Origin of the sequence: Ottowia sp. (assembly GCF_047601385.1) — a bacterium.
In the GTDB taxonomy this organism is placed as follows: domain Bacteria; phylum Pseudomonadota; class Gammaproteobacteria; order Burkholderiales; family Burkholderiaceae_C; genus Ottowia.
Window position 1 is genome coordinate 1,904,785 of sequence record NZ_JASGJP010000001.1, and the last position, 19,600, is coordinate 1,924,384.

Sequence of the window (19,600 nt, forward strand, 5' to 3'; positions counted from 1 at the left end):
CATAGCAATCGTGTGGCGGCCCGGGCCGCCGAATCCGCCGCCTTCAGGGCAAAGTGCACAGCCGCGGACGGCGGCGCGCCGACACAATCGCGCGTACCTTCGTCTGGACGCCACCATGCCCGCACTCCCGCGCCTTGCCACCCTGGCCCTTGCCCTGGCGCTCGCCGCCTGCGGCGGCAGCGACGACGCGCCGCCCGAGCCCACCGACCCGCTCACGCAGCCCGCCGGCACGCTGCTGTCGGGCGCGTTCGTCAACACCGTGCCCGCCGCCGACGTGGCGGCCGCGCTGGACGACCCCGACAGCAAGGTGCACCTCGGCGTCACGCCGCGCTACGCCGTGGCCTCCTACCGGCTGACCTACGCCACCACCGACAAGGCCGGCCAGCCGGTGGTGGCCTCGGGCCTGGTCAGCGTGCCGGTCAAGGCGGCCGGCGCGCGCAGCCCGGTGCTGAGCTACCAGCACGCCACCACCTTCCACGACGACCAGGCACCCAGCAACCAGGTGGAGGCGGTGGAGCCGCCGCTGGTGCTGGCCTCGGTGGGCTACATCGTGGTGTCGCCCGACTACGTGGGCTTCGGCGCCTCGAACGCGCTGGAGCACCCCTACCTGACCGCCGCGCCCACCGCCGCCGCCGTGGTGGACCTGCTGGCCGCCGCCCAGCGCTGGCGCGCGCAGCAGGGCGTGGCCGACAACGGCCAGCTCTTCCTGGCCGGTTACTCCGAGGGCGGCTACGCCACCATGGCCGCGCACCGCGCCATCCACCAGGCCGGCGGCGCGCTGGCGGCGCAGCTGCAGGCCGCCGTGCCCGGCGCCGGCCCCTACGACGTGCAGGCCACGCTGGACACGCAGGTGGCGCGCATCCGCGCCCTCAGCCCCGCGCTGGCGGCGCTGTTCGACCCTGATCGGCTCTCGCGCGCGTCCGAGTCGGTGCGCAACGAAGTGCGCCGCCTGCTGTTGCGCCAGATGGTGCCGGACGATGCCGACGTGCGCTACCAGACGCTGTTCCTCGACCGCTACATCGCCGACGATCGCGCCGGCCTGGCCGCCGAGCACGACGTGCACGCCGGCTGGGCGCCCGCCGCGCCGGTGTACCTGTTCCACGGTCGCGGCGACCTCACGGTGCCCTACGCCGCCAGCGTGTCGGCGCTGAACGCGCTGCGCGCCGCCGGCGCCCGCGACGTGTCGCTGACCGACTGCACCACGCCCGACTTCGGCCACCTGGACTGCGTGCCGGAATACTTCCGCTTCGCGCTGGAGCGCATGGGGCGGCTGGCGAACGACCTGTGACCGTTTGCTTTTGATTTGATAGCTGGTGGCGCTTGGTGGGCGGGCGCTGAGGGCTTCTTTGGCTCTTAATCCTCTGGCGTTTGCCGGATGCGCCCCCGCGCCACGCTGAAGAGGGTCACGCGCGACCTGTTCGCCGGTGCCGGCGACTTGGCCCAAGCCGCCTTCTGGACCGGCCCGCGCCCCATGACGCCAACCGGACATCCGCGCGGATGGGCCGGGGCTGGAACGCTATTCAATCAATAGCTACCAGCGCTGGTCTGGCAGCCTTCAGCGGCCGATTCATGCCTGATCCTTTGCTGGCTTGGCCGCAGATCGTCAACACGCCCTCAGGCTTTCGATCGCAGCTCCGCCAGCAGTTGCGCGCGCAGCTTGTACTTCTCGATCTTGTTGGTGGCCGTGCGCGGGATCTCGCTGACGATGCGGATGTGGCGCGGCCGCATGTACTTGGGCATGTTCTGCTCGGCGAACTCGCGCAGCGCCTGCTCGGTCAGCGTGGCATTGGCGGCCGGCGTGGCGAAGGCGGCGATGTCGTCCTCGTCGCCTTCGGCCGCGGCGACCGCGAACACCGTCACCAGCTCGACCGCCGGGTGCTGCGCCAGCACGTCCTCCACCTGGAAGGACGAGAGGTTCTCGCCCCGCACCCGGATGCGGTCGCCCAGGCGATCGACGAAGGCGAACATGCCGTTGGCGTGCCGCACCGCCGCATCCCCGGTGTGGAACCACAGGTTGCGCCAGGCGGCGACGGTCTTCTCGGGCTTGCCCAGGTATTCCTGCATGATGAGCGCGGGCAGCCTGGGGCGCAGCGCCAGCTGGCCGACCTGCCCGGGCGCGCAGACCTGGTCGCGCTCGTCGAGCACGGCGGCCTCGAAGAAGGGCGACGGAACCCCCATCACCCGCGTGATCGACGCCTGCTCCGGCGTGGCCACCGGGATGCCGGAGGCCTCGACGATGCCCAGCACCTCCTCGTGCGAGTAGCCCTTGTACAGCTCGGGCGGCGTGCCCTCCCCCTGCCTGGTCTGCGCCATGAAGATGCACAGCGGCCCGCCCGACTCGGTCTGGCCGAAGCCCGCGGTGACGAAGTCCAGGCCGAAGCGCCGGGCGACGGCGGCGTGACTCTCGGGCAGCGGCTGCATGTGCACCTTGTTCAGGCTGTTGAAGCGGTCGCGCGGGCTCTCGGGCGCCTTGGTGAGCCAGGGGATCATGACGTCGAGCAGCACGGCGGTGGTGGCGCCGCGCGCGTGGATGCGGTCCCAGAAGGCGCCGGGGCTGAAGCGGTTCCACACCGCCACCTCGCAGCCCACCATGGCCGCGCGCACCACGTTGAAGACCGCGCCGCCCACGTGGTACATGGGCAGGTCGTTGTAGATCACGTCTTCCTGGCAGAGGAACTTGCGGCCCCAGAAGGTGTACTGGGCCATCCAGCGATGGGGTTGCACCACCCCCTTGGACGGGCCCGTGGTGCCCGAGGTGTAGATGATGTTGGCCGGATCGTCGAAGGCCACCTGCACGTCGGGCCGCGCGGCGGGGCGGGTCAGGTCGGCCCAGGGGACCTCGCCCTTTAAGCGCCCGTCCACCGCGGCGGCCGGCCCGCTGCCGTGGTCGTGCGCACCGGCGGGCGCTTGGTAGACGCACACCAGGGGCTGTTGCGCCAGGTCGGCCGCCACGCCGTTGAGCGCCTCCAGCAGCGCCGGATCGGTGATGACCAGGCTGGGCGCGGTGTCATTTAACTGGTAGGACAGCAGGCGGCCGGTGTAGCCGAAGTTGACCGGGCAGTACACGGCGCCGGCCTTCCAGATGCCGAACATGGCCAGCGCGCACAGCAGCGGGTTGAGGCTGAACACGCTCACATGGTCGCCCTTGGCGATGCCCAGCGCCGCCAGGTTGCCCGCGATCGCATCGCTGCGCGCGCCGAACTCGGCGTAGCTCAGCGTCAGGTCGTCCTCGCCGTAGTGGAAGAAGGTGCGCTCGCCCGCCACGCGCGCCCAGTGGTCGAGCCGCTCGACGGCGAGCTCACCGTCGGCGCGCAGCATGGCGGTCAGTTCTGCTTCGTTCATGTCGCTTGTCTCCTTGTCAAATCAAAATGGCACGACTCAGGGCCGAAGGCCGAAGGCGGGGGGGCCGATCAGCTCGGGCAGCAGGCGGTAGGCGTCGCGCACCCAGTCGCACAGCAGGGCCCGGCTGTCGCGCGGGTCGATCAGGTCCTGCACGCCGAAGTGCTCGGCCGTGCGGAAGGGCGAGCCCAGCGCCTCCAGCTCGTCGCCCAGGCGCGCGATGGTGGCCGCGCGGTCCTCGCTGGCCTCGATCTCGGCACGGAAGGCCGCCTCGATGCCGCCGCGCGCGGGCAGCGAACCCCAGTCGCCCGAAGGCCAGGCCCAGCCGCGGTTGGCGCGGTGCCGGTTCACGATGCCCGCGCCGCCCACGCCGTAGACGCGCCGCAGGATGATCTCGGCCTGCGGCACGCGCGCCTGGTACACGGCCGCGATCGCGCGCGCGCCAGCGCGGATGGTGGCCTGCCGCTCGGCCGCCGCGCCGATGCTGACCCCGGCCTGGTCGCTCAGGCTGACCAGCGGCAGGTGGAAGGTCTCGCACAGATCGACCAGGCGGCCGATGGCCTGCGCCCCCTGCACCGACATGGCGGCCCCCTTCATCGGGTCGGAGGCGACCACGCCCACCGGATGGCCGTCGAGCCGCGCCAGCGCCGTGAAGGTGCTGTCGCCGTACTCGGCGTAAGGGAAGACCGAGCCGGCATCGAAGATCGCGTCCAGGATCGGCGCCAGCGCGTAGGGCCGGCGCTTGTTGCGCGGGACGGCACCCAGCAGCGCTTCCTCGCGCCGCGCGGCGGGATCGGCGCATGGGCGCACGGGCGGCAGCTCGAAGACACTGCCCGGCAGGTAGCCCAGGAAGTCGCGGATCACGGCCAGCGCGGCGGCCTCGTCGGGCACGATGCGCTCGGCCGAGCCGTTGCTGCGGTGCACGCCGGCGCCGCCCAGTTCCTCCTTGCTCAGCGTCTCGCCGGTGCCGCCGAAGACCACCGGCGGCCCGGCGGTGAACAGCTGCCCCAGCCCTTCCACCAGCACGGCCAGGTGCGACATCACGAAGCGCGCCGCGCCCAGCCCCACGGTGGGGCCCAGCGCCGCCGCCGCGACCGGCACCAGCGACATGTTCTGCACCACCGCGTCCCAGCCCGGGTTGACCGGGATGTAGGTGAAGCCGGCGTCGCGCGCCATCTTGACGCTGCCGCCGCCGCTCTGCCCGTCGAGCAGGCGCACGATGGGCAGGCGCATGTCGCGCGCGTATTCCTCCAGGAAGATCTGCTTGGCATGGATGGCCGCGTCGCCGGAGCCGCCGCGCCGGGTGAAGTCGTCCACCCCCAGCACCACCTTGCGGCCGTCCACGCGCGCCGTGCCGGCGACGAAGTTGGCCGGCAGCACCTCGATGGCATGGCCCCGCGCGTCGCGGTGGGCGAAGCCGGTGAGCGCGCCGATCTCCTGGAAGCTGCCGGCGTCGGCGAAGGCCTCGATGCGCTCGCGCGCCGTCAGCTTGCCCTCGCGGTGCTGGCGCGCCACCTTGTCGGGGCCGCCCATCGCGCAGGCCATGGCGCGGCGGCGCGCGATCTCGGCGACCTCGGCAGACCAATCCTCGTCCTCCGGCAACCGGTCGGCAGTGTCCAGTGCGGCCTCGTCGCCCTGCAGCGGCGTGCCGTGCACCAGCAGCTCGCCCTGCGCCAGGATGTCGCCGACCCGCGCGCCGAGCGCCTCGATGCGCAGCGCCTGCGGCGCGCGGATCAGGTGCTCCATCTTCATGGCTTCCAGCACCGCGACGGTGGCGCCCGCAGCCACCGTGTCGCCCACGGCCACGGCCAGGCTGACCACCACGCCGCTCATCGGCGCGAAGACGCCGCAGGCGCCCTCGGGCAGCGTGGCGCGCGCCTGTCCGTCGTCGGCGGCGGCCGCCGTGGCCGGGCTGGCCGCGCCGGGGCGCCGGTGCGCCAGCAGCGCACCCAGGTGCGTGGCGATGTAGCCCGTGTCGAAGCGGCCCGCCACGAAATCGGCCTCGCTCAGGATGGCGTGCGTCAGGTCCAGGTTGGTGGCGACGCCGCCGATGTCGAACTCGGCCAGCGCCGCGGCGGTGCGCTGCGCGGCGGCGGCGAAGCTGTCGCCCTGCCCGATCACCTTGGCCACCAGCGAGTCGTAGCGCGGGCTGACCCGGTAGCCGGCGTAGCCGTAGGTGTCCACGCGCACGCCGGGGCCGGAAGGCAGCGCGAAGCTGCGGATCGTCCCGGCGCTGGGGCGCGGCGTGCCGTCGGCCTCCAGCGACTCGAGGTTGATGCGCGCCTGGATCGCGAAGCCCCGCGCGGCCGGCGGCTGCGCCAGACCCACCTCTGCCAGCGAGGCCCCGGCCGCGATGCGCAGCTGCGCCGCCACCAGGTCCACGCCCGTGACGGCCTCGGTGATGGTGTGCTCCACCTGCAGCCGCGGGTTGGCCTCCATGAAGAAGAAAGCGTCGCCATCGACCAGGAACTCGAAGGTGCCCAGGCTGCGGTAGTCCAGCGCGCGAGCCATGCGCAGCGTCGCCGCCAGGATGCGGCCGCGCAGGCCGTCCGACAGCGCGGGGCTGGGCGCCACCTCGATCAGCTTCTGGTGGCGGCGCTGCACGCTGCAGTCGCGCTCGCCCAGGTGCTGCACGGCGCTGCCGTCGCCGACGACCTGGATCTCGATGTGCCGGGGCCGCAGGGCCAGCCGCTCGACGTACAGCGCGTCGCTGCCGAAGGCCGCGCGCGCCTCCGAGCGGCAGCGCTCGAAGGCCTCGGGCAGTTCGCGCGGATCGGCCACGGCACGCATGCCGCGCCCGCCGCCGCCGGCCAGGGCCTTGACCATGATCGCGCCGTGCTCGGCGGCGAATGCCTGCGCTGCCGGCAGCGTGGTCGCGCCGGTGGTGCCGGGCATGACCGGCACGCCCTGTTCCACCGCGAAGGCGCGCGCCTGCGCCTTGTCGCCCAGCATGCGCAGCGTGTGCGGCAGGGGCCCGACGAACACCAGGCCGGCATCGATGCAGCGCTGCACGAAGTCGGCGTTCTCGCTCAGGAAGCCATAGCCCGGGTGGATGGCCGAGCAGCCGGTGCGCAGCGCCGCTTCGACGATGGCCGCCGCGTCCAGGTAGGCCGCCACGCCTTCGCCGGACAACTGCACAGCTTCATCGGCGCGGTGTACATGCAAGGCATCGCGATCGTCGGCGGGGTGAATCGCCACCGCCCGCGCGCCCAGTTCACGGATGGCGCGGATCAGCCGGATGGCGATTTCGCCGCGGTTGGCGATCAGGATCTTCTGGAACAAGGGAGCTCCTCTGACTTGTAGGTTCGTTGACGTGTGGGGCATGTATCCGCGAGAGATCGCGGATGCCGCTCCCGGCTCGGGCGCGGTTCAGGTTCGGGGCAATCCAGCTCCTTGGCGCGATCAAGTACCACTGCGTGACGCTTCTCGTTCGTTGTCTCCATGGAGTCATTCCAAGGGTTTGCCCCAACCCCTTGTCCATCAAGCTCTCTTGCCACTATATACCGATCGGTACATACTTGTCAGCAGAGATACGTGTGAGTCGATGAAGCCACGCAACACACCCGCGAAACCACCGTCGCGCCGCACGGCCGCCCCTGCGGCGCGCGCGGTTCGCGCGGCGCCGAGATCGTCTGCCGAGGTGGACAAGGCTCGCGAGGACAAGCGCGAGCGCATCCTCAAGGCCGCCGAGCAGTTGTTCGCGAAACAGGGCTACGCCCACACCACGATGGAGCAGATCGTGGACGCGCTGGGTGTCACCAAGCCCTTCGTCTACCACTACTTCAACAGCAAGCTGGAAATCTTCGAGACCCTGTCCTGGAAGCCGACCGTGGCCTGCTTTTCGGCCATGGACTTCGCACCTGACGACACGCGCCCCGCCCACATCAAGGTGGTCGAGGGGCTCGAGCGGCTGGTGCGCCTCGCGCTAGAGCACAACCCCTCGACCTTCTTCGCCTACCGCGAGCCGCAGGTCTACCGGCCCGAATACATGGCCGCGCAGAAGCGGGTCGCCAATGCCTTCTACGCCAAGCTGTGCGCCCTGCTGGAAGAGGGACGGGCCGACGGCATGCTGGACTTCGAGGACACCAAGGTCACCGCGCTGGCCGCCTGCAGCCTGACGGGCTTCCTCTTCTATTGGTACCGGCCCGATGGCCGCCTCCCGCCGGAGGCCATGATCAAGAAACTGACGGAGGCCTCGTGCCGCGTGATCGGCCTGCGCCGCCGCAGAAGAGCTCAGCGATGAGGGAAACCGCCTTGCCCGATGCCTCGTCCGCTACGCCGCTGCTCGACGTGCGCCACCTGCAGGTCTCGTTCCAGACGCGCCAGGGCGTGCTCGGCATCACGCGCGACGTCTCCTTCTCTGTCATGCCGGGCGAGCGCCTGGGGCTGGTCGGCGAAAGCGGCTGCGGCAAGAGCGTCACCGGCCTGTCGCTGATGCGCCTGCTGCCCGCCGACGTGGCCCGGGTCCAGGGGCAGGTGCTGCTGGAAGGCACCGACCTGATGCGCCTGAGCGAGCGGCAGATGCGCGCCGTGCGCGGGCGCGACGTGGCGATGATCTTCCAGGAGCCCATGAGCGCGCTCGACCCGGTCTTCACCGTCGGCGAGCAGATCGCCGAGGCCTGGCGCGTCCACTTTCCGGCCCGCGCCCGGGAAGCGCGCGAACGCGCGCTGAAGGTGCTCGATCAGGTGGGCATCCCGCTGCCGCAGCAGCGCTACAACGAGTACCCGCACCAGTTGTCCGGCGGCATGCGCCAGCGTGTGATGATCGCGATGGCGCTGATCTGCGAGCCCAAGCTGCTGATCGCCGACGAGCCCACCACCGCACTGGACGTGACCGTGCAGGCGCAGATCCTGCGGCTGCTGCGCGAGCTGAGCGAGCGCACCGGCACGGCCATGCTCTTCATCACCCACGACCTGGGCGTGGTGGCCGAGATCTGCACCCGCATGGTCACCATGTACGCCGGCGAGGTGGTCGAGGACGCGCCCGTGGACGAGGTGCTGCTGCGCCCGCGCCACCCCTACACCTCGGGCCTGCTGCGCTCGCTGCCCCGCTTCAGCCCGCGGCGCGAGCCGCTCGCATTCATCCCGGGCCGCGTGCCCGCGCCGGGCCGCATGCCCGAGGGCTGCCGCTTCAGCCCGCGCTGCGCCCACGCGGCCGACCGCTGCCAGGGCCCGCAGCCGCTGCAGGACCTGGGCCCAAGCGGCCATCGGGTGCGCTGCATCCGCACGCCCGAGCTGCAACTGCCGGGCGTGACGACCCATGACTGAGTCCATCGCATTCATGCCAGCCTCCCAGCCAGACGCCGAGCCCGTGCTGCAGGTGCGCGACCTGCGGGTCGAGTTCCCGCTGCGCCGCCAGCGCAAGACGCTCAAGGCGGTCAATGGCGTGAGCTTCGACGTGCACCGCGGCGAGACCTTCGGCGTGATCGGCGAATCGGGCTCGGGCAAGACCACCCTGGGGCGCACCCTGGTCGGACTGATCGCGCCCAACGGCGGCCAGTTGCTGCAAGGCGGCACCGACCCGGCCACGCTGAGCCGGCGCGCCCTGCGCGAGCACCGGCGCGACTTCCAGATCATGTTCCAGGACCCGAACGCCGCGCTCAATCCGCGCATGCGCATCATCGATTCGGTGATGGAGCCGCTGGAGATCGGCAGGCAGGGCGACCGCACGTCGAACCGCGAGGCGGCGCTGCAGGCGATGGCGCGCGTGGGCCTGCCGCCGGAGTTCGCGCAGCGCTACCCGCACCAGCTCTCGGGCGGGCAGAAGCAGCGCGTCATCATCGCGCGCACGCTCACGCTCAAGCCGCGCCTGATCGTGTGCGACGAGGTGGTGGCGGCGCTCGACGTCTCCATCCGCGGCGAGGTGCTCAACCTGTTCGCCGACCTGCAGCGCGAGTACGGCCTGACCTACGTCTTCATCACCCACGACCTGTCCGTGGTGTCGCACGTCAGCGACCGCATCGCGGTGATGTACCTGGGCTGCCTGATGGAGCTCGGCCCGGCGGACACGCTGGCCGAGCAGCCCCTGCACCCCTACACCCAGGCCCTGCTGTCGGCCGAGCCCATTGCGCTGCCGCTGTCGATGCGCCGGCAGGCGCAGATCGAACTCAAGGGCGAGATCCCGAGCCCGGTCGATCCGCCCTCGGGCTGCGCCTTCCGCACGCGCTGCCTGCATGCCACCGAGCGCTGCGCCGCGCAGCGCCCGGCCTGGGAAGAGCGCCGGCCGGGGCACTGGGTGGCCTGCCACCACCCCCTTGCCTAGCGCTTTCCCGCTTTCCTTCACGTCCTTCCATCGTCAGAACCCAGGAGACCCTCGCCATGAGCACCTTCGAAACACCGTCCTTGCATCCATCGCTGCCCTCGCTGCCGCGCCGGCAGGCCCTGGCCTGGATGGGCGGCCTGGCGATGGGCGCCACCGCGCCGGCCTGGGCCCAGGGTGCGGCAGGCGCCGGCAAGGTGCTGCGCATCGCGGCCCCGACCAACCCCTCCAGCCTCGACCCCGCCACCGGCGGCGCCGGCACCGACCACTCCTTCCTCTGGACGCTCTACGACACGCTGGTGGACTGGGACTACGACACCCTGCGCACGCGCCCCGGCATGGCCGAGTTCCGCTTCAGCGATCCGAAGACGCTGGTGCTCGACATCAAGCCCGGCATCAGCTTCCACGACGGCACGCCCTGCGACGCCGAGGCCGTCAAGTTCAACCTCGACCGCAACCGCCAGGACGCGCGCTCCAACGTCAAGGCCGACCTGGTCGCCGTCGAGTCGGTCGGCGTCACCGGCCCGCTGCAGGTCACCGTCAAGCTCAAGGCCGCGGACGTCACCATTCCCGCCGTGCTGTCCGACCGCGCCGGGATGATGATCTCGCCGAAGGCCGTGAAGGAGCTGGGCAACGACTCCGACCGCAAGCCCGTGGGCACTGGCCCCTGGAAGTTCGTCAGCTGGGCCGACAACCAGAAGCTGGTGGTGGCGCGCCACGAGAAGTACTGGCGCGCCGGGCTGCCGCACATGGACGGCATCGAGTTCTCCATCATCACCGACCAGGCCACCGCGCTGCGCACGGTGACAGCGGGCCAGAACGACTTCGCCTACGCCCTGTCGGCGCGCTACAAGCCGCTGATCGAGCGCGCCAAGAACCTGACGCTGATCACGGCCCCCACCCTGTTCGTCTACCAGCTCTACCTGAACTGGTCGCGCGGCCCGCTGTCGAACCAGAAGATCCGGCAGGCCATGAACTTCGCCATCGACCGCCAGGCCTTCATCAACGCGGGCATGGGCGGCCTGGGCGAGGTCGCCGGCATGCAGCTGCCGAGCAGCCACTGGGCGCACGACAAGGGCGTGGCCTCGATGTACGGCTACGACCCCGAGCGCGCGCGCAAGCTGGTGGCCGAGGCGGGCCTGGGCAGCAGCGTCGAGATCACCGTGTGCGGCTGGAACGACCAGGACAGCCTGCGCCGCAACGAGATCGTCATGGAGCAGCTGGGCAAGGTCGGCATCCGCTGCAAGTTCACGGTGGGCACGGTGCCCGAGGTCTCGGGCCAGTTCTTCGGCAACGAGAAGAAGTTCGACGCGGCGCTGTCGGCCTGGACCGGCCGCCCCGACCCGAGCATGACCTACGCGCTGATGTACGCCAAGGACGCCTACTACAACGCCGGCCGCGCCGACACCACGCCCCAGATCAACGCCCTGCTGGCCGAGAGCCGGCAGAAGACCGCCCTCGAGGAGCGGCGCCAGATCTTCGCCAAGCTCCAGCGCCTGGTGATGGAACAGGCCTACAGCGTGCCGCTGGCCTTCCAGTTCGAGGTCGACGCGGCCGGCCCGAAGATCAAGGGCTACAAGCCGGACCTGCTGGGCAAGCCGAAGTTCATCGACATCGCGCCGGCCTGACGCCCGGCAAGGAGACACCTTGTCCACACCGATGGCAGGCGCCTTCGGCCTGCTGGGCCGGCGGCTGGTGCAGGCCCTGCCCGTGATCCTGCTGGCGACCTTCCTGGCATTCGGCCTGCTCAAGCTCGTGCCCGGGGACATCGCCGTCACGCTCGCGGGCGACAACGCCACCGACGCGCGCATCGCCGAGATCCGCCAGCTCTACGGCCTGGACAAGCCCTTCCTCGTGCAGTACCTGGACTGGCTCTGGCGCGTGGTGCAGGGCGACCTGTCGCGCTCGCTGCTCACCGGCGAGGCGGTGCTGGTCTCCATCGCCCGCTGCCTGCCGCCCACGCTGCTGATCGTGACGATGGCCGTGCTGCTGTCGGTCGCCATCGGCGCGCCGCTGGGCGTGCTGGCGGCCAGCCGCCGCGGCGGCTGGATCGACAGCGCCGTCATGACGCTCGGCTCGCTGGGCATCGCCATTCCCAACTTCTGGCTCGCGATGCTGCTGATCGCCGCGCTGGCGATGGCCAACCCCTGGTTCCCGGTGACGGGCTCGGTGCCCCTGCTGGAAGACCCGCTGGGCGCCATCCACCACGCGGCCCTGCCCGCGCTGGCGCTGGCCGCCGCGGGCGTCGCGGAGATCTCGCGCCAGCTGCGCGGCACGCTGATCGAGCTGCTGTCGTCGCAGCAGGTGTGCACGCTGCGCGCCAAGGGCCTGTCGCCGATGGTGATCCTGTGGAAGCACGGGCTGCGCAACGTCGGCATCGACCTGCTGACGGTGGTCACCCTGCTGGCCAACCGGATGCTCGCGGCCACCGTGGTGATCGAGGCCGTCTTCGCCATCTCCGGCATGGGCAGCCTGATCATCAATGCCGCGCTGCAGCGCGACTTCCCCGTGGTGCAGGGCGTGATCCTGGTCATGGTGCTGATCGTGCTGCTGATCAACCTGAGCGCCGACATGCTGTACGGCTGGATCGACCCGAGGGTGCGTTGACATGGGTGCCACAGACGCCTCCCCGCGCGGCCTGGGCGCCGTGGCCGACTGGCTGCGGCGCGACCGCCGCGCCGCCGTGAGCCTGGCCTTCCTGGTGCTGCTGGTGCTGGTGGCGCTGCTCGCGCCGTGGATCAGCCCGCACGTGCCGTCCGAGCAGAACCTGTCGAACACGCTGGCGTCGCCTTCCGCCGCGCACTGGCTGGGCACCGACGACCTGGGCCGCGACGTGTTCAGCCGCCTGCTGTACGGCGCGCGCGTGGCGATCTACGCCAGCTTCCTGGCCGTGGGCATCGCCCTGTGCCTGGGCGTGCCGGTGGGCATCCTGGCCGGCTTCATGGGCGGCTGGGTGGACGAGGTCTTCGGCCGCGTCATCGACACCCTGCTGTCCTTCCCCGCGATCGTGCTGGCCATCGCCGTGACGGGCGCGCTGGGCATCGGCCTGACCAACGCGATGGTCGCCGTGGGCATCGTCTTCGCGCCCCAGCTGGCGCGGCTGGCGCGTGCCCGCACGCTGGTGGTGCGCCAGCAGCTGTACGTGGACGCCGCCCAGTGCTTCGGCGCCTCCAGCGGCCACATCCTCTGGCGGCACATCCTGCCCAACGCCATCCAGCCGGTGCTGGTGCAGGTCACCATCCTGCTGGCCGGCGCGCTGCTGGCCGAGGCCAGCCTGAGCTTCCTGGGCCTGGGCATCCAGCCGCCCAACCCGAGCTGGGGCGCCATGCTGGCGCGCGCCTACCAGAGCATGGAGATCGCGCCCGAGCAGATGTACGCTCCGGGCGTCGCCATCCTGCTGACGGCGCTGGCCTTCAACAGCGTGGGCGAGTCGCTGCGCCGGGAACTGGATCCGACCAACAAGAGGCTCTGAGAGCGGCTCGTCGGATCGCGGGCGCACCGCCGGACGACATATGGCGCGCACTCCTCGCCGGCGAGGGCGCAGGCCCTCCGGGCCGCTCAGCGGCTGCTCGGAAAGCTGAACACCGCCCCTTCGCGCACGCCCGCCGACGGCCAGCGCTGCGTGATGGTCTTGCGCTTGGTATAGAAGCGCACGGCGTCCGGGCCGTAGGCGTGCAGGTCGCCGAACAGGCTGCGCTTCCAGCCGCCGAACGAGTGGTACGCCACCGGCACGGGCAGCGGCACGTTCACGCCCACCATGCCGACCAGGATGTGGTCGGTAAAGTAGCGCGCCGCCTCGCCGTCGCGGGTGAAGATGCAGGTGCCGTTGCCGTACTCGTGGGCGTTGATGAGGTCCATGCCCTCTTGCAGCGTCTTCACGCGCACGATGCCGAGCACGGGGCCGAAGATCTCCTCCTGGTAGATCTTCATGCCCGGCTTCACGTGGTCGAACAGGCAGGGGCCCAGGAACCAGCCGTCCTCGTGGCCGGGCACCTTCAGGCCGCGGCCGTCCACTAGCAGCTTGGCGCCTTCGGCCACGCCGGCATCGACGTAGCCCTTGACCTTCTCGAAGTGCGGCTGGGTCACCAGCGGGCCCATGTCGTTGCCGTTGTCGGTGCCGGGGCCGACCTTCATCCTGGCGATCTCGGTCTTCAGGCCGGCGATCATCTGCTCGGCCACCTCGTCGCCCACGCAGACGATCAGCGGCACGGCCATGCAGCGCTCGCCGCAAGAGCCGTAGGCGGCGCCCATCATGGCGCTGACGGCGTTGCCGACGTCGGCGTCGGGCATCACGATGGCGTGGTTCTTGGCGCCGCCCAGCGCCTGCACGCGCTTGGCCTGACGGCAGCCTTCCGCATAGATGTACTCGGCGATGGGCGTGGAGCCGACGAAGCTGACGGCCGCCACGCGCGGGTCGGTCAGCAGCGTGTCCACGGCTTCCTTGTCGCCGTTGACCACGTTCAGCACGCCGGGCGGCAGGCCGGCTTCCAGCGCCAGTTGCGCGATGAACAGGGCCGACGACGGATCGCGCTCCGAGGGCTTGAGCACGAAGGTGTTGCCGCAGGCCACGGCCATGGGCCACATCCACAGCGGCACCATGGCCGGGAAGTTGAACGGCGTGATGCCGGCGGTGACGCCCAGCGCCTGGAACTCGCTCCACGAGTCGATGCCGGGGCCGGCGTTGCGTGAGTGCTCGCCCTTGAGCAGCTCGGGCGCGTAGCTGGCGTATTCCACGTTCTCGATGCCGCGTTGCAGCTCGCCGTGCGCGTCGGCCAGCACCTTGCCGTGCTCGGCGGTGATGAGGGCGGCGATCTTGTCGGCGTTCTCTTCCAGCAGCACCTTCAGTTTGCTCATGACCCGCGCGCGCTTGAGCGGCGGCGTGTCGCGCCAGGCGGGGTAGGCCTTGGCGGCGGAGGCGATGGCGGCCTCCACGGTGGCTTTGCCCGCCAGCGCCACGTGCGCGCTGACCTGGCCGGTGGCGGGGTTGAACACGGGCTGGGTGCGCGCCGTGTCGGCGACGAGCCGGCCGTCGATGAGGTGGCCGATGGTCTGGGTGACGGATTGGTCTTTGTGCATGGTGTTTATGAGTTAAATTGGCCGACAACGCCCGTGCAGCAAGCGCCGGCAGCTATTGAATCAGGAGTTTCAGGCCGCTTCCGCCAGCGCGTCGCCCAGCGCGTTCACCAGCCGGTCGATCTCGGCCTTCTCGCTGACGAAGGGCGGCGCGAGCTGGATGGTGTCGCCGCCGTAGCGCACGTAGAAGCCCTTCTTCCAGCACGCCATGGCGATCTCGTACGGGCGCCGGGCCGGCTCGCCCGGCAGCGGCGCGATGGTGAGGCCGGCCGCGAGGCCATAGTTGCGGATGTCGAGCACGTGCCGGGCGCCCTTCAGGCTGTGCACGGCGGCCTCGAAGTGGGGGCTGAGGGCCTTCACGCGGCCGGGGCCGTCCTCCTGGTCCAGCAGGTCCAGCGCGGCCAGGCTGGCGGCGCAGGCCACGGGGTGGGCAGAGTAGGTGTAGCCGTGCGCGAACTCCAGCATGTAGTCCGGCCCGCCGGCGGCCATGAAGGTGGCGTAGATGTCCTTGCCGGCCACCACGCCGCCCAGCGGCTGCACGCCGTTGGTCACCTGCTTGGCGAAGGTCATGATGTCGGGCACGACGCCGAAGGCGTCCGCGCCGGTCATGGCGCCGCAGCGGCCGAAGCCGGTGATCACCTCGTCGAAGATCAGCAGGATGTCGTGCTGGGTGCAGATCTCGCGCAGGCGCTGCAGGTAGCCCACGGGCGGAATCACCACGCCGGCCGAGCCGCTGAAGGGCTCCACGATGACGGCGGCGATGTTGCTGGCGTCGTGCAGCGCGATCAGGTCCAGCAGCCGGTCGGCGAGCAGCACGCCGCCCTCGGCCGGCTGGCCCTTGGCGAAGGTGCCGGCCGGCGGCTGCGTGTGCGGCAGGTGGTCGGCCGCCACGCCGGGGCCGTAGAGCTTGCGGTTGGCCACCATGCCGCCGACCGAGATGCCGCCGAAGTTGACGCCGTGGTAGCCCTTCTCGCGCCCCACCAGCAGCTGCTTGCCGGCCTGGCCCTTCAGGCGCCAGTAGGCGCGCGCCATCTTCAGCGCCGTGTCGGCGGCCTCGGAGCCGCTGGCGGTGAAGAACACGTGGTCCAGCCCGGCCGGCGTGCGCTGCTTGATGGCGTTGGCCAGCTCGAACGACAGCGGGTGGCCGAACTGGAAGGCGGGCGCGTAGTCGAGCTGCGCGGCCTGGCGGCCCACGGCCTCGGCGATCTCGCGGCGGCCGTGGCCCAGGCCCGCGCACCACAGGCCGGAGAGGCCGTCGAACACCTGGCGGCCGTCGGCGTCGGTGTAGTAGGCGCCCTGCGCGGCCACGATCAGGCGCGGGTCGCGCTTGAACTGGCGGTTGGCGGTGAAGGGCATCCAGTGCGCGTCGAGCCAGGCGGCGTCCTGGCGCGGCGCGGCGCGGGTGGTGGCATCGTTGGTGACGGTAAAGGACATGGCGGACTCCTCGGGCGGAAATCGGAATGTAAAGGGGAGATGGAAAGCCCGCATTCTGGCCGGCGGCGTCTTTCTCGAAAAGTATCGGCTGTTCATGCTCACTTGCCGGAATGCGCAAGCGATCGAGGCGCCTGGGAGCGCGCCCCCGCAATTGGAATCCAGAATTGATCTCGTTCTGTCCACCCGATCGCCGGGACGACTGCGGGCTGATCGCCGACCTGGGCGAGCGAACCTTGCTGACGGCGGGTGCGCACCGGCAGACGGATGACACCCATCATTTCTGGTGCGGCATGCCGATCTCGGGGCACCGGCCAGCACCTGAGCCTGCCGCGCCCCACCTTCGTGGGCAACGACTGGGCATACGCCAGGAACCGCGCGACCACCGCTTTCGCCACGCTCGAACTCCGGCTGGGCCTCGACTGGAGGCTGCGGCTGGCCACGCTGCAATCCTGGCGCGACGCCGATCTGCTGGGCGCCGCCACCTATCGCACGTCATCCCGCGACACGAGCAACGTGTTCCATCAGGAGATCCGGGGCGAGAAAAACGTCTACCGCAACGAGAACTGCGAGGTGGGCGTCAAGGGCGAACACTTCGGCGGCGCGCTCAATGCCAGCGTGGCCTACTTCCAGGTGGACCAGACCAACCGCGCGCGCCAGCTCGACGGCCAGAGCGCCTGCCCCACCTACCCCGCGACGGCATGCTCCGAGGCCTCCGGGCTGGTGCGCACCAAAGGCGTCGATCTGGAGATCCAGGGCGCCGCGACACCGCGCTGGCAGATCGGCGCCGGCTACACCTACGCCGATACGCGGCATGTACGCGATACCAGCGCCGCCAGCGCCGGCATCGCGGGGCTGGCCTCGGCGCTGCCCAAGCCGCGGGTTATTGAAGAAATTGGCCGCCAGCGCTTATGGGGCAAGCGCTGGCAGCTATGGTTTTTGATGCTCCGCCGCGCTACCCGCCCAGCGGATACTCGACCGCCAGCCGGATCTGCCGCGCGTTCAGCTCGGCCTGCGCGGCATTGGCGCGGTGCAGGCCGTAGCGCAGCAGCACCGACAGGCCCTTGGCGGCGCCGCCCTGCACGGTGTAGCGCAGCCACAGGTCGCGCTCCCAGTGGCGCCCGCCCTGGCCATAGCCCAACCAGGCATAGCCGCTGCCCGGCGGCATGCGGCTGCCGTCGATGCCCGTGCCGCGGATGTAGGCGGCGCCCAGGTTCAGGCCATTCATGCCCCAGGCGGCGCCGTCGATCTCGTAACGCAACTGCCACGACTGTTCGTGCGGCCCGTTGAAGTCCGACAACTGCGCCGCGTTGCCCAGCCAGATGGCGCCGCGCGTCACATAGTCGAACGGCGTGTCGCCATGCACCTTCTGCCAGCCCAGCCCCAGCCTGTGCGGGCCGGTGCGCCAGGTGCCCATGAGGCTGGCGGTGGTGGTGTCGATGGCGCCGGCCAGCGCACGGCCGGTGTCGCGGCTGCGGTAGACGTGCAGTTCCAGACCCACGCTGTCCTTGCCCTGCAGCGGCTGCGTGTAGCTGGCGCCGAGGTACTGCGTGGCCCAGGTGTCCTTCAGGCGGCCGAGGTAGGCGGAGAGCGACAGCTCCGGCCGCGCCTGCCAGCTTGCGCCGGCGAACTCGAACGCATCGCCGCGCGGCGTGCGCGGGTCGAGGTAGTTGACGATGAGCGGGCCGTTGGTGGCGCGCGCGTTGCGGTCGGTGGAGCCGGTGAAGCGGCCGGCGTGCAGCGTCACGCCGGGGATGTCGCGGCTGGTGACCTGCCAGCCGCGCATCGATTCAGGCAGCAGCCGGCTGTCGGACGAGCTGAAGATGGGGCTCTTCATGCGCTGCTCGCCCACGTGCAGCACGGTGGCGCCCACGCGCGCCTTCAGCGCGATGCCGCCGCGCACGAGCCCACTCTGCGCGTAGCCCTCGGCATCCACCGGCAGCATGCGGATCTTGCCGACGCGGTAGTCGTCGCCGTCGAGGTTCTGCGCCGCATAGAGGAACGCATCGGCGCCGAAACCCACCGGCCCGCGCGTGAAGCCGGAGGTGACGGTGCCCATCAGCCCATAGCCCCATTCCTGCGCGTAGTCGCTGCGCTGGGCGCGCGGCAGCGCGGCGTTGCGCCCGCCGTTGCTGCGGCTGCCATGGGTGTAGTCGCGCCGCTCGAACACGCTGCGGTTCAGCAGGCTCCAGCGCGTGTCCTCCACCAGGCCGCCGCCCTCGGCATCGGCCCCCCAGGCGCCGCCGCACGCCAGCACCAGCGGCAGCAGCGCCGCGCTTTGCAGAGGTTTCACAGGTACTTGAGCCATGCCAGATCCTTGCGCCGCGCCTTGAAGGCCGCGAAGGCCTTGACCGCCGGGTACAGCGCCACCGCCAGCGCCAGCATGCACAGCCACACGCCGCCCATGCCGTCGAAGCCGAAGTACTCGCCGTGGTTGTGGCCCCAGACCGCCTCGGCGCCCAGGTAGAGGAACTTCAGCACGTACAGGTGCAGCACGTAGAAGAACATGGGCGCCGCGCCGAACACCGCCAGCGGCCGCAGCCAGGCCGCGCCGGGCCGGCGGTCGAACGCGCGCAGCAGCAGCAGGCCGATGCCCAGCGTCAGCGCGACGAACAGCAGCGAGGGCGGGTACTTGGTGATGTTGAGGAAGCCCATCAGCGTCTGCAGCGCCGTGTCGCCGGGGGCCCAGGGCTTGTCGCCATAGAAGTTCAACGCCCGCAGCACGATGAAGCCGGCGATCAGACCCAGGCCCCAGCCCAGCAGCCGGCGCTGGCGCTGCGCCGCGCCCACGCCTGGCGAGAACCATGGCCCGGCGGCGTAGCCCAGCGCGATCACGCCGATCCACGGCAGCAGCGGGTACGAGGTGCGCAGGCGCAGCGATTCGGACACCTCGATCCAGCCGCGGTCGTGCAGCACCGCCCAGGGCACGTGCAGGGCGTGGCCGGCGGGGAAATGCAGGCCGTCGAGCAGGTTGTGGCCCGCCACCAGCACCACGCCCACGGCGATCAGCGCGCGGCGCGGCAGCCACAGCAGCGCCGCCAGCGCGATCATCGACAGGCCGATCACCCAGATCACCTGCAGGAACACCTTGGCTGGCGGGAACTGGAAAGTCCAGGCGAAGTTGATGACCGTGACCTCCAGCACCACCAGGAACAGCCCGCGCTTGAACAGGAAGGCCGACGCGGCCGCGCGCCCGTCGCCGTCGTGGCGGCTGCCGTAGAGGAAGGCGGACAGGCCCGTCAGGAAGACGAACACCGGCGCGCACAGGTGCGCCAGCAGGCGGCTGAAGAAGAGATCGGGCGGCGTCTCGGCCACCACCATCGGGTCCGGCACCTGGTGGTGCAGGTAGAAGGTCTCGCGCACGTGGTCGAGCAGCATGAACACGATCACCAGCCCGCGCAGCGCGTCGATGGCGCCCAGGCGGGTGGCGGCGGAAGCGGCGGCCGGGGCGCCGAGGCCGGCCGTGCTGGCGAGTGCTGTCATGGCGATAGACGATAT

13 protein-coding genes and 1 pseudogene are annotated in these 19,600 nt (G+C 70.9%); 8 read left to right on the forward strand and 6 right to left on the reverse strand.

Annotated elements, in window-relative coordinates; all coding sequences use genetic code 11:
• The first annotated feature begins 115 nt into the window (after nt 1-115).
• Nucleotides 116-1,288 (forward strand): alpha/beta hydrolase family protein, encoded by a 1,173-nt coding sequence (locus tag QM772_RS09270; RefSeq protein WP_415135719.1) that lies wholly within the window; start codon nt 116-118, stop codon nt 1,286-1,288.
• A gap of 326 nt (nt 1,289-1,614) precedes the next feature.
• Here the strand turns inward: QM772_RS09270 and QM772_RS09275 are convergent, their stop codons facing one another.
• Both QM772_RS09275 and QM772_RS09280 read right to left on the reverse strand, forming a co-directional pair.
• A complete protein-coding gene (locus QM772_RS09275; protein WP_415135721.1) occupies nt 1,615-3,342 on the reverse strand; it encodes a class I adenylate-forming enzyme family protein in 1,728 nt (575 codons plus the stop codon).
• A 36-nt stretch (nt 3,343-3,378) separates the two neighbouring features.
• The gene (locus QM772_RS09280) at nt 3,379-6,621 is read right to left on the reverse strand and encodes a carboxyl transferase domain-containing protein (RefSeq protein ID WP_415135723.1); all 3,243 of its coding nucleotides are present in this window, start codon (nt 6,619-6,621) and stop codon (nt 3,379-3,381) included.
• 358 nt (nt 6,622-6,979) lie between these two features.
• Between QM772_RS09280 and QM772_RS09285 the strand changes: the two genes are divergently transcribed.
• From QM772_RS09285 to QM772_RS09310, 6 genes are read left to right on the forward strand one after another with little or no spacing between them, the layout of a single operon-like run.
• Nucleotides 6,980-7,582 carry a TetR/AcrR family transcriptional regulator gene (locus tag QM772_RS09285; RefSeq protein WP_415135725.1) on the forward strand — a complete coding sequence of 201 codons (603 nt, stop codon included), beginning with the start codon at nt 6,980-6,982 and terminating at the stop codon, nt 7,580-7,582.
• Complete coding sequence (locus QM772_RS09290; RefSeq protein ID WP_415135727.1) at nt 7,579-8,607, forward strand: ABC transporter ATP-binding protein; 1,029 nt, start codon at nt 7,579-7,581, stop codon at nt 8,605-8,607. The genes QM772_RS09285 and QM772_RS09290 overlap by 4 nt, the downstream gene beginning before the upstream one ends.
• A gap of 13 nt (nt 8,608-8,620) precedes the next feature.
• On the forward strand, nt 8,621-9,601 hold the full coding sequence (locus tag QM772_RS09295) for an ABC transporter ATP-binding protein (RefSeq protein WP_415135729.1): 981 nt from the start codon (nt 8,621-8,623) through the stop codon (nt 9,599-9,601).
• Nucleotides 9,602-9,657: 56 nt separating this feature from the next.
• Entirely contained in the window at nt 9,658-11,226 is a 1,569-nt protein-coding gene (locus QM772_RS09300) for an ABC transporter substrate-binding protein (protein WP_415135731.1), read from the forward strand.
• Between the two features lie 19 nt (nt 11,227-11,245).
• Entirely contained in the window at nt 11,246-12,205 is a 960-nt protein-coding gene (locus tag QM772_RS09305; RefSeq protein ID WP_415135733.1) for an ABC transporter permease, read from the forward strand.
• 1 nt (nt 12,206) lies between these two features.
• The gene (locus QM772_RS09310; protein WP_415135735.1) at nt 12,207-13,070 is read left to right on the forward strand and encodes an ABC transporter permease; all 864 of its coding nucleotides are present in this window, start codon (nt 12,207-12,209) and stop codon (nt 13,068-13,070) included.
• Nucleotides 13,071-13,156: 86 nt separating this feature from the next.
• Here QM772_RS09310 and QM772_RS09315 read toward each other — a convergent pair whose 3' ends face one another.
• Together QM772_RS09315 and QM772_RS09320 are read right to left on the reverse strand one after the other, a co-directional pair.
• Entirely contained in the window at nt 13,157-14,674 is a 1,518-nt protein-coding gene (locus QM772_RS09315) for a CoA-acylating methylmalonate-semialdehyde dehydrogenase (RefSeq protein ID WP_415135737.1), read from the reverse strand.
• 69 nt (nt 14,675-14,743) lie between these two features.
• On the reverse strand, nt 14,744-16,105 hold the full coding sequence (locus QM772_RS09320) for an aspartate aminotransferase family protein (RefSeq protein ID WP_415135739.1): 1,362 nt from the start codon (nt 16,103-16,105) through the stop codon (nt 14,744-14,746).
• A gap of 264 nt (nt 16,106-16,369) precedes the next feature.
• On the opposite strand from QM772_RS09320, the pseudogene QM772_RS09325 reads away from it, so the two are divergent.
• A pseudogene (locus QM772_RS09325) lies at nt 16,370-16,912 on the forward strand (TonB-dependent receptor domain-containing protein); the annotation flags it as partial.
• A gap of 145 nt (nt 16,913-17,057) precedes the next feature.
• Here QM772_RS09325 and QM772_RS09330 read toward each other — a convergent pair.
• Together QM772_RS09330 and QM772_RS09335 are read right to left on the reverse strand one after the other, a co-directional pair.
• A complete protein-coding gene (locus QM772_RS09330; RefSeq protein WP_415135741.1) occupies nt 17,058-18,410 on the reverse strand; it encodes an OprD family outer membrane porin in 1,353 nt (450 codons plus the stop codon).
• A complete protein-coding gene (locus QM772_RS09335; protein ID WP_415135743.1) occupies nt 18,392-19,585 on the reverse strand; it encodes a DUF1624 domain-containing protein in 1,194 nt (397 codons plus the stop codon). The genes QM772_RS09330 and QM772_RS09335 overlap by 19 nt, the downstream gene beginning before the upstream one ends.
• Nucleotides 19,586-19,600: the final 15 nt, after the last annotated feature.